The 11,669-nt window shown below is 70.0% G+C and carries 13 protein-coding genes and 1 riboswitch; of the genes, 7 read left to right on the top strand and 6 right to left on the bottom strand.

What is annotated here, in order from left to right:
• Nucleotides 1–19: 19 nt before the first annotated feature.
• Both ACFCY7_RS12225 and ACFCY7_RS12220 read left to right on the top strand, forming a co-directional pair.
• Nucleotides 20–673, top strand: coding sequence for an HAD family hydrolase (locus ACFCY7_RS12225; protein WP_376483747.1), 654 nt, complete (start codon nt 20–22; stop codon nt 671–673).
• A gap of 105 nt (nt 674–778) precedes the next feature.
• Complete coding sequence (locus tag ACFCY7_RS12220) at nt 779–2,014, top strand: globin domain-containing protein (protein ID WP_376483746.1); 1,236 nt, start codon at nt 779–781, stop codon at nt 2,012–2,014.
• A gap of 16 nt (nt 2,015–2,030) precedes the next feature.
• On the opposite strand, the gene ACFCY7_RS12215 is transcribed toward ACFCY7_RS12220, so the two are convergent.
• The 5 genes from ACFCY7_RS12215 to ACFCY7_RS12195 form a co-directional block, all read right to left on the bottom strand.
• A complete protein-coding gene (locus ACFCY7_RS12215) occupies nt 2,031–2,510 on the bottom strand; it encodes an NUDIX domain-containing protein (RefSeq protein ID WP_376483832.1) in 480 nt (159 codons plus the stop codon).
• A gap of 50 nt (nt 2,511–2,560) precedes the next feature.
• Nucleotides 2,561–3,457, bottom strand: a complete 897-nt coding sequence (locus ACFCY7_RS12210) for a LysR family transcriptional regulator (protein ID WP_376483744.1) — start codon at nt 3,455–3,457, stop codon at nt 2,561–2,563.
• Nucleotides 3,458–3,686: 229 nt separating this feature from the next.
• On the bottom strand, nt 3,687–4,826 hold the full coding sequence (locus tag ACFCY7_RS12205; RefSeq protein WP_376483742.1) for a cystathionine gamma-lyase: 1,140 nt from the start codon (nt 4,824–4,826) through the stop codon (nt 3,687–3,689).
• Complete coding sequence (locus ACFCY7_RS12200) at nt 4,823–5,314, bottom strand: low molecular weight protein-tyrosine-phosphatase (protein ID WP_376483831.1); 492 nt, start codon at nt 5,312–5,314, stop codon at nt 4,823–4,825. Before ACFCY7_RS12200 ends, ACFCY7_RS12205 begins: the two co-directional genes overlap by 4 nt.
• 9 nt (nt 5,315–5,323) lie before the next feature.
• Entirely contained in the window at nt 5,324–5,701 is a 378-nt protein-coding gene (locus ACFCY7_RS12195) for a phage holin family protein (protein ID WP_376483741.1), read from the bottom strand.
• Nucleotides 5,702–5,751: 50 nt separating this feature from the next.
• On the opposite strand from ACFCY7_RS12195, the gene ACFCY7_RS12190 reads away from it, so the two are divergent.
• The 4 genes from ACFCY7_RS12190 (at nt 5,752) to ACFCY7_RS12175 (ending at nt 8,145) form a co-directional block, all read left to right on the top strand.
• Complete coding sequence (locus tag ACFCY7_RS12190; RefSeq protein WP_376483739.1) at nt 5,752–6,069, top strand: cupin domain-containing protein; 318 nt, start codon at nt 5,752–5,754, stop codon at nt 6,067–6,069.
• A gap of 269 nt (nt 6,070–6,338) precedes the next feature.
• Entirely contained in the window at nt 6,339–6,557 is a 219-nt protein-coding gene (locus tag ACFCY7_RS12185) for a DUF5326 family protein (RefSeq protein ID WP_376483737.1), read from the top strand.
• 238 nt (nt 6,558–6,795) lie between these two features.
• Entirely contained in the window at nt 6,796–7,566 is a 771-nt protein-coding gene (locus tag ACFCY7_RS12180; protein WP_376483735.1) for an IclR family transcriptional regulator, read from the top strand.
• Between the two features lie 138 nt (nt 7,567–7,704).
• Entirely contained in the window at nt 7,705–8,145 is a 441-nt protein-coding gene (locus ACFCY7_RS12175; RefSeq protein WP_376483829.1) for an SsgA family sporulation/cell division regulator, read from the top strand.
• Nucleotides 8,146–8,191: 46 nt separating this feature from the next.
• On the opposite strand, the gene ACFCY7_RS12170 is transcribed toward ACFCY7_RS12175, so the two are convergent.
• Nucleotides 8,192–9,658: a YibE/F family protein gene (locus ACFCY7_RS12170; protein ID WP_376483733.1), complete on the bottom strand. Its 1,467-nt coding sequence runs from the start codon at nt 9,656–9,658 to the stop codon at nt 8,192–8,194.
• A 70-nt stretch (nt 9,659–9,728) separates the two neighbouring features.
• A riboswitch (TPP riboswitch) is annotated at nt 9,729–9,864 on the top strand.
• On the opposite strand from ACFCY7_RS12170, the gene thiC reads away from it, so the two are divergent.
• Nucleotides 9,858–11,642, top strand: coding sequence for a phosphomethylpyrimidine synthase ThiC (gene thiC / locus ACFCY7_RS12165; RefSeq protein ID WP_376483732.1), 1,785 nt, complete (start codon nt 9,858–9,860; stop codon nt 11,640–11,642). (Overlaps the previous riboswitch by 7 nt.)
• Nucleotides 11,643–11,669 lie beyond the last annotated feature (27 nt).

Here is an 11,669-nt window from a genome sequence, read left to right as displayed (position 1 = left end):
CCCCGTGGCACGTCGGACGATGTTTCACGTGAAACCCTCCACACGGCGACTGCACCTCTTCGACCTCGACGGCACTCTGATCCGCGGATCGGCCGCCGCGGTCGAGATCTCCCGGCAGTTGGGTCTCGTCGAGGAGATCGACGCACTGGAGCAGGGTTTCCTGGAGGGCCTCACACCGGACGAGTTCGCCGTGCGGGCACGGGACCTGTGGGCCGAGCTCACCCCGGAGCAGGTCGCGGCGGCGTTCGAGGGGGCTCCGTGGCTGGCGGGGATCCGCGAGGTCTGGGCGGACATCCGGGCCCGGGGCGACCGCTGTGCCGTCATCTCGCTCTCGCCCGACTTCTTCGTCCGGCGCCTGCTGGAGTGGGGGGTCGACACGGTGCACGGTTCGGCCTGGCCGTCCGTCCCGTTCCACGCGCCCATCCACCGGCCGGGCATCCTCAACGCCGCGGCGAAGGTGCGGATCGCACGGGAGCTCTGCGCGGGGTACGGCATGGACCCGGCGGACTGCGTCGCGTACGGAGACTCGATGTCCGACGCCGAGCTGTTCGCGCTCGTGCCGGACACCGTGGCCGTGAACGCGGACCACCACCTCACCGGGCTGTCCCGCCACAGCTACACCGGTGGGGACCTGCGCGAGGCCTACGCCCTGGTCCGAAACAGCGCAGCTTAGCCAGAAACCCGGCTCTATGGCCCGAGAACTCCGCTTTCCGTCCGAGGCGGCGAAGCGGGGGGTCATGCTGCGAGCACGAAGCCGGTCAGCGCGAGGGCGAGGCACATGATGGATGCTCCGACCACCACGACGGCCGCAGAGCAGGCGGACCGAATCGAGCCCGGGGTGGCGTACGAGACCGCGGCGGAACCCGATACGGAGGGCAACGAACCCCGGATACCGGGGGGAGCCTCCGCCGACGCCCTGCTCGTCCGCCGCACGCTGGCGGAGATCGCACCCATCGCCGACAAGGTGACCTCGTACTTCTACGCCCTGCTGTTCGTCCGGAACCCTGAGCTGCGCGAGATGTTCCCCGCGGCCATGGACACCCAGCGGGACCGGCTCCTGAAAGCGCTCCTGACCGCGGCCGAGCACATGGACGACGCGCCGGTGCTCACCGCGTACCTCCAGAACCTGGGTCGGGGACACCGCAAGTACGGGACCCGGGCGGACCACTACCCGGCCGTCGGCGAGGCGCTCATCGGCGCGCTCGTCCGGTACGCGGCGGAGAGCTGGGACGAGGAGACCGAGGCGGCCTGGGTCCGTACGTACACGACGATCTCCCAGATCATGATCGACGCGGCGGCCGACAACGAGCAGACCGCGCCGGCCTGGTGGTACGCCGAGGTGGTCTCCCACGATCTGCGCACCCCGGACGTCGCCGTCGTGACGCTCCGGCCCGACCAGCCGTACCCGTTCCTCGCGGGGCAGTACACGACGCTCGAGACGCCCTGGTGGCCCCGGATCTGGCGTCACTACTCCTTTGCCTCGGCACCGCGGCCCGACGGACTGCTGTCCCTCCACGTGAAGGCGGTCCCGGCCGGCTGGGTGTCCAACGCGCTGGTCCACCGGGCCCGCCCCGGGGACGTGCTGCGCCTCGGCCCGCCGGCCGGCTCGATGACGGTCGACCACACCACGGACACGGGTCTGCTCTGCCTCGGCGGTGGCACCGGGATAGCGCCGATCAAGGCCTTGGTCGAGGACGTGGCCGAGCACGGGGACCGGCGTCCGGTCGACGTCTTCTACGGGGCGCGCCACGACCACGACCTCTACGACATCGACACGATGCTGCGGCTGCAGAAGACCTTCCCCTGGCTCTCCGTCCACCCGGTCACCGAGGAACAGGGGCGGCTTCCGGAGGCCGTTTGCCGCTACGGCCCCTGGAACGAACGCGACGCCTATCTCTCGGGTCCGCTGGGCATGGTCCGGCAGGGCGTGGACGCGCTGCGCGGGGCGGGGGTCCCGTCGGAGCGCATCCGCCATGACTTCCTGGCCGAGCTGGCCCCGGCGTCCTCGGGCTGAGGCGCGGCGGGGCGCCTCAGCCCAGGTCGGGGGCGTGCATGGCGCGGACGCCCTCGATGTTGCCGTCGAGGTAGTGGCGCAGGGAGAGGGGGACGAGGTGGACGGCGGCGATGCCGACGCGGCTGAAGGGCACCCGGACGATCTCGTACTCGCCGACCGGTTCGTCCATCTCGGGGCCGTGCCGCAGCGAGGTGTCCATGGAACCGAGCCGGCACACGAAGAAGTGCTGGACCTTCACCCCGGAGACCCCGCCGTCGACGATGTGCTCGACGGTGTCGACGAAGCAGGGCACCACATCGGTGATCTTGGCGCCGAGCTCCTCGTGCACCTCGCGGTGCAGGGCCTCGACGACGGTGGCGTCGGTGGGCTCCACCCCGCCGCCGGGCGTGAGCCAGTAGGGATCCATCCCCGGCTTGGTGCGCTTGATGAGGATGAGGTCGTCCCCGTCGAGCAGGATGGCGCGTGCGGTGCGCTTGATCACGGGCCGTTCGGTCATGGGCCGTTCGTTCATGGGAAGAAAATGGCCCGTCCCGGGTGTCCTGAAACTCACCAGCCCGCCGCGGCGCGCAGCAGTTCCTCGTGAGCACGCGCGAGGGGAGACAGCGCGAGTGTGCCCGCGCGCGCGACCAGGAAGTAGGTCCGCAGCGGAGGGACCGGGGGATCGAGCAGTGCCACGAGCCGCCCGTCCGCCAGATACTCCTCGCACAGATAGCGCGGCAGGACGGCCAGGCCGGCACCGGAGGCGGCGGAATCCCGAACGGCCCGCAGGTCGGGGGCGATCACGGTCGCGGTGGCGGCCGGTTTGGTGTCGAAGACCGTGGCCCAGTAGCGGGAGACGAACGGCAGCGACTCGTGCACCTCGACCACCGGAAGCTGCTCCAGGACCACCGAGCCCTTGCCGAGCAGCACCTCGGGGGAGAGCCGGGCCGCCCAGCGCTCCGCCGCGACCAGGACGTGTTCCTCGTCGCAGAGCGGGGTGGAGACGAACAGGCCGCCACGAGGGCGGGCGGTGGTGACGGCCAGATCGTGGTGGCCCGCGGCGAGCCCGTCGAGGATCTCCTCGGTGTTGCCGAGGAACGAGGCCCGCACGGCGAGCCCCTGCCCGACCAGCGGCGTGAGGGCGGGCAGCACGCGCAGCGCGGTGAACTCCGGAGGCCCGGCGACATGGAGGGTGCGGGCACCGCCTTGCTCGTCGAGGCCGGACTCGGTTATCTCGACCAGGGCGTCCAGGTGGGGTGCGGCGCGATGGGCCAGCTCGTCGCCGACGGTGGTCGGGGTGACGCCGCGCGCCTGCCGCAGGAAGAGGGGTCGGCCCAGCTGCCGTTCCAGGGTCCGGATCTGGCTGGTGACGGCCGGTTGCGAGAGGCCGAGGAGCGCCGCGGCGCGGGTGAACGATCCGGCCCGGTGCACGGCGACGAACGTGCGCAGCAGGGACAGATCCATGCCCGCCCCCTCCCGGCCGTGCGGCCGTGCGACTCAGGCGGTCGGCTGACTGCGCCTCAGGACTGTCCAACTATAAATAAGTCGATAGGTCGCTGTCGCTACCGTGATTGGACACTGACGCACAGTCAACTAGCCTTGTTCAGGCGGTCTCCGCGCGTGGAACCGAGGCGTTCCGAGCCACGAGGGGGGAGGCTCGGAGCGTCTCGTTCCATCGGCCGGCGACCTGCTCTCAGCCGGCGGCGCCGGCCTCGTCGAGGGCCCGCAGGACATCGGCGATGAGGTCTTCGGGATCCTCGGCACCCACCGAGAACCGGATGAAGCCCTCAGCGACCGCGTCTCCGCCCCAGCGTCCGCGCCGCTCCGCCGTGGAGCGCACCCCGCCGAAGCTGGTGGCGTCGTCCACGAGCCGCAGCTCCTCCAGGAACCGCTCGGCCCGCTTCCGGTCGGCCAGTTCGAACGAGATCACCGGGCCGAAGCGCCGCATCTGCCGGGCGGCCACCGCGTGCGACGGATCGTCGGGCAGCCCCGGGTAGCGCAGCCCGGTGACGTCCGCACGCCCGGCGAGCTCCTGCGCGAGCGCCAGCGCGGTGGAGCACTGCCGGTCGATCCGCAGCTGGAGCGTGGCGAGCGAACGGTGGGCGAGCCAGGCCTCCATGGGGCCGGGAATGGCACCGACGATCTTGCGCCAGCGCCGTACCTCCGCGGCCCGCTGGGGATCGCGGCAGCTCACGTGGCCGAGCAGGATGTCGCCGTGGCCGGTCATGCCCTTGGTGTCGCTGGCGACGGAGAAGTCCGCACCCAGTGCGAGGGGTCGCTGGCCGAGCGGCGTGGCGAGGGTGTTGTCGACCGCCACCAGTGCCCCGACGGCGTGCGCCTCGCGCACCAGGCGCCGGATGTCGCAGACGTCGAGCCCGGGGTTGGACGGGGTCTCGATCCACAGCAGCCGGGCCCCTTCGAGCACGGCCAGCTGGCCGTCGCCCCCGGTCGGGGCGGTCCGGACCTCGACGCCGTACGCCCTCAGCTGCTCGTGCAGCAGCGGCAGGGCCTGGTAGCCGTCGGTCGGCACGACCACGGTGTCGCCGGCCTTCAGCTGGGAGAAGAGCACGGCCGAGATCGCCGCCATGCCGGAGGCGAAGACGAGCGTCTCGACGCCCTCCTCCCCCGGTGCCTCCAGCTCGCCGATCGCCCGCTCCAGATGGGTCCAGGTGGGGTTCTCGTCGCGGCCGTACGCGTAACCGCCGGTCGGCTCGCCCGGCAGGTGGAAGTGGGCGGCGAAGACCGGGCCCGGCAGGGTCGGTTCGTACTTCACGGGCTCGGGGAGCCCGGCCCGCACCGCGCGCGTGCCGTCGCCGTATGTCGTGTCGGTCATGCTGTCCGGTCCTCCAGTTCCGCGCGGACGGCGACGAGCAGGCCTTCGCTCGCCGCCTCCACCATCTCCAGGCACTCCTCGAAGCCCTCGCGGCCCCCGTAGTAGGGGTCGGGGACGTCGAGTCCGTCCCCGGCGGCCGGGTCGTAGGAGCGCAGCAGCCGTATCCGGGCCGCTTCTTCGGGGGTGCGGGCCAGCGAGCGGAGCTCCCGCAGGTGGCCCGCGTCGAGCGCGATCACCAGGTCGAGGGCGGGGAACCAGGAGGCCCGGAACTGCCGGGCGGTGTGCGCGGAGGTGTAGCCGCTCTCCTCGAGCACGGCGACCGTGCGCGGGTCGGCGCCGTCGCCCTCGTGCCAGCCTCCGGTTCCCGCGCTGTCGACCACGACCGTCCCGCCGAGGCCGGCTTCCTCCACCTGGCGGCGGAAGACGTGCTCGGCCATCGGCGACCGGCAGATGTTGCCGGTGCAGACGAAGCAGACGCGGTAGGTCACGGTCCCCACTCAGTCACCGTCGGGGAGCACGATGTTCAGCGCCCACGAGACGACGGAGATGATCAGGCCGCCCAGGACGGCGGTCCAGAAGCCCTCCACGTGGAAGCTGAGGTCGAACTGCTCGGCCAGCCACGACGTGAGGAGCAGCATCAGGGCGTTGACCACGAGGGTGATCAGGCCGAGGGTCAGGATGAAAAGGGGAAGCGTCAGCAGCTTGACGATCGGCTTGACCAGGAAGTTCACGAGCCCGAAGACCAGGGCGACGAGAATGAGGGTCAGGGCCTTCTTGCCAGTGCTGTCGCCGGTCAGAGTGATGTCCTGGAGCAGCCAGATGGCGACTCCCAGGGCGCCCGCGTTCGCGAGCGTCTTGACTACGAAATTCTTCATGTGTCTGATCGTGGCAGAGATGATCGGGCCGAGGCAGGGGCGGACAGGCGATGAAGGCATTCCGGCTGGATGAACTGGAGGCGGAGCGTGCCGCGAACGACGGCGCGTACCTCCAGTTCCTGCGCGAGCGGAACATGTCGGTGGGTCTGTACGCGCTGGATGCCGGGGCGCTCGACCCGCAGCAGCCGCACCGCCAGGACGAGGTCTACTTCGTGGTGAGCGGCCGTGCGTCGATCACCGTCGGGTCGGAGACGACCCAGGTGGCGCGCGGCAGCGTGGTCTACGTGCCGGCGGGGGTGGAGCACAAGTTCCACCACATCAGCGAGGACCTGCGGGTGATGGTGGTCTTCGCCCCGGCGGAGAGCTGACGCCGAAGACCCGACGCCGGAGAGCTGACGCCGGAGGCCTGACACCGGAGACCCGACGCCGAAGAGCCGGTGCGGGTGACCCGGTGCCGCCGCGCCGGTGCGCGCGGGGCCGGGGAGGGCGGCTGAGGGTCGTGGGGCCGAAGCCCCTAGGGGGCGGATCAGGGGAGAGCGGGGGCCGCGGGGCCCCCGTGGGACTTTCCCGGCGCCTAGCCTTGAGGATGTTCGGCGCGGAGCGCGCGGAACGGATCTTCGAGAGCGAGGTAGGGACGATGGCCGTACAGGAGATTCTCGCGGGGATGCCCTGGTGGGTGAAGTGGGTCGCGATACCCGCGCTGGCCCTGCTCGTCTTCGGCGGGCTGATCACGAGCGTCCTGGCCTTCGTGGTCGGACTGCTCTTCAAGGTGCTGCTCTTCGTCGCCCTGGTCGCCGGACTGATCTACGTCGTACGGAAGTTCAGCTCCTCCGGCACGTCACGTGAGGACTGGTAGCACAAGCTACTGATCAGTATGAGGCCGACGGCGGGGATTAGCCCGGGCGGGGGAACGCGCTGGTCGAATCAGGGCATGGGCCCAGAGGCTGCCACTAGAGTGGAATCTCTCCGCCGTGTTTGGGGACTACGGGCGTAGATCCCCGTGCTGACCAGCGGTTTCCCTGGCCCGGCGGGCGCGCGGGGGCGGCCCCCGCGGGCGGGTGCACTGCACCCGTCGTCACGCCTGGGGGTGACCTTTGGCCACGGCTACGCAAACGGCTGCGCCTACCCTGATCGGCTCGGTACAGCGAGCGCTGAGACTCCTGGAAGCCGTCGCCTCCCACGCGGACGGCGCTCCGGCCAAACAGCTCGCCCGTGAGACGGGCCTCCCGCTGCCCACCACGTACCACCTGCTCCGCACCCTGACGCACGAAGGCTATCTACGCCGCGAGAAGGGTGTGTTCGTCCTTGGCGACGCCGCCGTCCGACTGGCCGGTGGCGGAGACGTGCAGAATCGTCGCATCAAGATCGAAGACTCTCTTGCCCGCTGGCGGGACGAGATCGGTGTGCCCGTCTACTTCGCCCTCTACCGCGAGGGCGAGATCGAGCTCGTCGCCGTCGCCGACACTCCTTCCGCCCCCGCCGTGGAGGAATGGGCCGACTTCCGCGAGACCGCGCACGCCCATGCGATCGGGCAGTGTCTGCTGAGTCAACTCGATCTGAAATCTCGTCAAGACCACCTTGATCGCCACCCGGTGGAAGCCATCACTCCGTACACGGTGCGTAACCGGAGTCTGCTTTTGGAACGTTTGGGTGGTTTGGGGCGAATGGAGCCCCTGGTGGAGCGTCAGGAATATGCACTCGGCACGGTCTGTGCCGCCATCCCCATTACGGCGGGCTCCGCGGCGGGTGCGATGGCCATTTCGCTCCCCCTCCACCAGGCAGAACGGTTGCTCCCAGCAGTCGAGCGGCTACGTACGGAGATCGGAAGGCTCTTCAGCTCCCTCGCTTTCTCTATCAGTATCTGAAAAATCACTCCTTGTGATCTGCTATCGCTTACAGCACGATTGCGTCAAGAGGGCCATGGGGGATCATTCCTGGCCGTTTCGGTCACAGCTTTCAGCAGCTGTGTTTACACAACTGCTTCATCTACTGCGGGGTACATGATGCGAGAGTCGGTTCAGGCCGAGGTCCTGATGAGCTTCCTCGTCTCCGAGGAGCTCTCCTTCAAGATCCCGGTCGAGCTGCGATACGAGGCCAGGGATCCCTACGCGGTGCGAATGACCTTCCACCTCCCCGGAGACGCGCCCGTGACGTGGGCGTTCGGCAGGGAACTGCTGCTCGACGGGATCAACCGGCCGAGCGGCGACGGCGACGTGCACATCGCGCCCACCGAGCCCGAGGGGCTGTCGGACGTCTCCATCCGGCTCCAGGTCGGCGGCGACCGCGCCCTGTTCCGGGCCAGCGCACCGCCGCTGGTGGCGTTCCTCGACCGCACGGACAAGCTCGTGCCGCTCGGCCAGGAATGCACCCTGGGCGACTTCGAGGACAACCTGGAGGCCGCGCTCGGCCGCATCCTGGCCGAGGAGAACGCCGGACCCGCCTAGAGGAGCCTGCCGATCAGGGTCGGACGGGCCCCGGCGGGTCCTGCCCTCACTTGGCGCGACGGCGTCGTCCGCCCCGTACCGCCGTGGTCTTTCGGCCACCGGTGACCGGAAGGCCGTCGGCGTCCGTGCGGTCGGCCGAGACCACGAGAGCCGCCAGGACCGTGGTGACCGGAACGGCGGCGACCAGACCGATCGACCCGACCAGCGTCCGGACGATCTCCTCGGCGACCAGCTCGCTGTTGGCCACCGTCCCCATGCTGCTCTGCGCGATGGAGAAGAGCAGCAGCAGCGGGAGGGCGGCACCCGCGTAGGCCAGCACCAGGGTGTTCACGACCGAGGCGATGTGGTCGCGGCCGATCCGGATGCCGGCCCGGTACAGCGCGCGCGGCCCCATGCCCGGATCGGCCTGGTGCAGTTCCCAGACCGCCGAGGTCTGGGTCACCGTCACGTCGTCGAGCACACCGAGCGAACCGATGATGACCCCGGCCAGCAGCAGGCCGGACATGTCGATCTCCGGGTACAGGCCGTGGATCAGGCCCGTGCTGTCGTCGGTGTTGCCGCTCAGTGAAGCCCAGCCGATGAAGAGCGATCCGAGCAGGCCGATCAGCAGCAGTGAGATCAGCGTGCCGAGCACCGCGACCGAGGTGCGGGCCGACAGGCCGTGGCACATGTAGAGCGCGATCAGCATGATCGCGCTCGACCCGACCACCGCCACGATCAGCGGATTCGACCCCTGCAGGATCGCCGGCAGGATGAAGAACGTCAGGACCAGGAAGCTCATGGCGAGCGCCACGAGCGCCATCACGCCCTTCATCCGGCCGACGACCACGACCGCGATCGCGAAGATCCCGGCGAGCACCGCCAGCGGCACCTTCCGGTTCACGTCCGTCACCGAGTACTGCAGGTCGTGCGGGGCGTCGGGGGCGTACGCCACCACCACGCCCTGTCCCTCGTGCAGTTGGCGCGGGGCGTCGGGCTGCACGATCTCGGTGAACGTACGCCCCTTCTCCGGGCCGCTGGTGACCTCGATCGTCGCCTTCTCGCACTCCCCCTGCTGCGCGGCGACGGCCTCGCGTCCCTCGGGCGTGGAGGTGTCCCCGGTCGGCGGGACCTGGGCGGCGTTCACGCTCTTGCAGTCGACCTGCTCGACGGAGACGACCTCGCCCTGCTCGGTCTGCCGGTCGAAACCGACGCCGGTGCGCTCGTGCGCCGGAGTGCCGCCGGGCCACAGCACCACGAGCCCGACGACGACTGCGGTGGCGAAGGGGATCAGGACGGCGGCGATGACCTTGCGCAGATGCCGCGAGACGGGGGCGGCGGGGCCGTGGCCGTGGCTGTGGCCGTGGGCGTGCCCGGGGCCGTGACCTGCGTCGTGGCCGTGCGAGGAGCCCCGTCCGTGGGAGCGTCCGTGTCCGTGGGCCGGACCGTGGCCGTGCTCGTGGGGAGGTCCGGGATCGTGCCCCGGACCGTGGGAGTGGTCGTGCGACTCGGGGGTCTGCTGGGGGGAAGTCACCGGCCGATCATCGCAAGAACGACGGGGGCCTACTGTTCAGCACGCCAGGGTGACGCTAGCGTGGTGGCACCTTTGCACACGCGGGAGCTCGGAGCACCGGGCTGAGAGGGCGCTGATCACCGTACTCACGTACGGGAGGAGGCTGCGCCGACCGCCGAACCTGTTACCGGGTAATGCCGGCGTAGGGAGATCAGGTCTCATGACCATTCAGGATGCACGCACGCCTGCCTCCGAGCAGAACCTGCCCGAAGGGCAGGAGCGCACGCCGGGCTGGCACAAGGGGTACCTCCAGGGTTCGCGCCCCGACCTCAGGGTGCCGGTCCGTCAGGTGCACCTCACCAACGGCAAGGACGTGACGCTGTACGACACGTCCGGCCCGTACACCGACCCCACCATCGACACCGACGTCCGTCGCGGCCTCGCGCCGCTGCGCGAGAACTGGATCATCTCGCGCGGCGACACCGAGGAGTACGCGGGCCGTCCGGCCCGTCCCGAGGACGACGGCATCAAGCACACGTCGCCGCGCGGCGGCGGGCTGAAGAACCTCGACGCCGTCTTCCCCGGCCGGCCGCGCCTGCCGCGCCGGGGCCGCGACGGCCAGGCGGTGACGCAGCTGGCGTACGCCCGCCGGGGGGAGATCACCCCGGAGATGGAGTACGTCGCGATCCGCGAGAACGTCTCCCCCGAGGTCGTGCGGGAGGAGATCGCCGCGGGCCGGGCCGTGCTCCCGGCGAACGTGAACCACCCGGAGATCGAGCCGATGATCATCGGCAAGCGGTTCCTGGTGAAGGTCAACGCCAACATCGGCAACTCCGCCGTCACCTCCTCGATCGAGGAGGAGGTGGAGAAGATGACCTGGGCGACCAAGTGGGGCGCCGACACGGTCATGGACCTGTCGACCGGCCGCAACATCCACACCACCCGCGAGTGGGTGCTGCGCAACTCCCCCGTCCCGATCGGCACCGTGCCGCTCTACCAGGCCCTGGAGAAGGTCGACGGCAGGGCCGAGGACCTGACCTGGGAGATCTACAAGGACACGGTCATCGAGCAGGCCGAGCAGGGCGTCGACTACATGACGGTGCACGCCGGTGTGCTCCTGCCGTACGTGCCCCTCACCGCGCGCCGCAAGACCGGCATCGTCTCGCGCGGCGGCTCGATCATGGCCGCCTGGTGTCTCGCGCACCACAAGGAGAACTTCCTCTACACGAACTTCGAGGAGCTCTGCGAGATCCTGGCGGCGTACGACGTCACCTACTCGCTCGGCGACGGCCTGCGCCCCGGTTCGATCGCGGACGCCAACGACGAGGCGCAGTTCGCCGAGCTGCGCACGCTCGGCGAGCTGAACACCATCGCCAAGCGGCACAACGTGCAGACGATGATCGAGGGCCCCGGGCACGTTCCGATGCACAAGATCAAGGAGAACATCGACCTCCAGCAGGAGATCTGCGAGGAGGCGCCGTTCTACACGCTCGGCCCGCTCACCACGGACGTCGCGCCCGCGTACGACCACATCACCTCGGGCATCGGCGCGGCCATGATCGCCTGGTGGGGCACGGCGATGCTCTGCTACGTCACGCCCAAGGAGCACCTGGGCCTGCCCAACAAGGACGACGTGAAGACGGGCGTCATCACGTACAAGATCTCGGCCCACGCGGCGGACCTCGCCAAGGGGCACCCGGGCGCGCAGGAGTGGGACGACGCGCTCTCGGACGCGCGGTTCGAGTTCCGCTGGGAGGACCAGTTCAACCTGGCTCTCGACCCGGACACCGCGCGGGAGTTCCACGACGAGACGCTGCCGGCGGAGCCCGCGAAGACCGCGCACTTCTGCTCGATGTGCGGTCCGAAGTTCTGCTCGATGAAGATCTCCCAGGACATCCGTCGCGAGCACGGCGGCACGCAGCAGGAGATCGAGGCGGGCATGGCGGAGAAGTCCGCGGAGTTCGCGGCGAGCGGCAACCGCGTCTACCTGCCGCTGGCCGACTGACGCACGGCACGGAGACCGGCCCGCGAC

The sequence above is a fragment of the Streptomyces sp. NPDC056361 genome (assembly GCF_042262805.1).
Classification (GTDB): Bacteria; Actinomycetota; Actinomycetes; order Streptomycetales; family Streptomycetaceae; genus Streptomyces.
Note: the sequence above shows the minus strand (reverse complement) of the source record. Positions and strands in the feature narration are given on the sequence as shown.

Coding starts and splice junctions, on each gene's coding strand:
- ACFCY7_RS12175 (WP_376483829.1), top strand. CDS start 7,705: ATGCGAGAGTCGGTTCAGGCCGAGGTCCTGATGAGCTTCCTCGTCTCC.
- ACFCY7_RS12220 (WP_376483746.1), top strand. CDS start 779: ATGATGGATGCTCCGACCACCACGACGGCCGCAGAGCAGGCGGACCGA.
- ACFCY7_RS12225 (WP_376483747.1), top strand. CDS start 20: ATGTTTCACGTGAAACCCTCCACACGGCGACTGCACCTCTTCGACCTC.
- ACFCY7_RS12195 (WP_376483741.1), bottom strand. CDS start 5,701: ATGAAGAATTTCGTAGTCAAGACGCTCGCGAACGCGGGCGCCCTGGGA.
- ACFCY7_RS12215 (WP_376483832.1), bottom strand. CDS start 2,510: ATGACCGAACGGCCCGTGATCAAGCGCACCGCACGCGCCATCCTGCTC.
- ACFCY7_RS12185 (WP_376483737.1), top strand. CDS start 6,339: ATGGCCGTACAGGAGATTCTCGCGGGGATGCCCTGGTGGGTGAAGTGG.
- ACFCY7_RS12190 (WP_376483739.1), top strand. CDS start 5,752: ATGAAGGCATTCCGGCTGGATGAACTGGAGGCGGAGCGTGCCGCGAAC.
- thiC (WP_376483732.1), top strand. CDS start 9,858: ATGACCATTCAGGATGCACGCACGCCTGCCTCCGAGCAGAACCTGCCC.
- ACFCY7_RS12205 (WP_376483742.1), bottom strand. CDS start 4,826: ATGACCGACACGACATACGGCGACGGCACGCGCGCGGTGCGGGCCGGG.
- ACFCY7_RS12210 (WP_376483744.1), bottom strand. CDS start 3,457: ATGGATCTGTCCCTGCTGCGCACGTTCGTCGCCGTGCACCGGGCCGGA.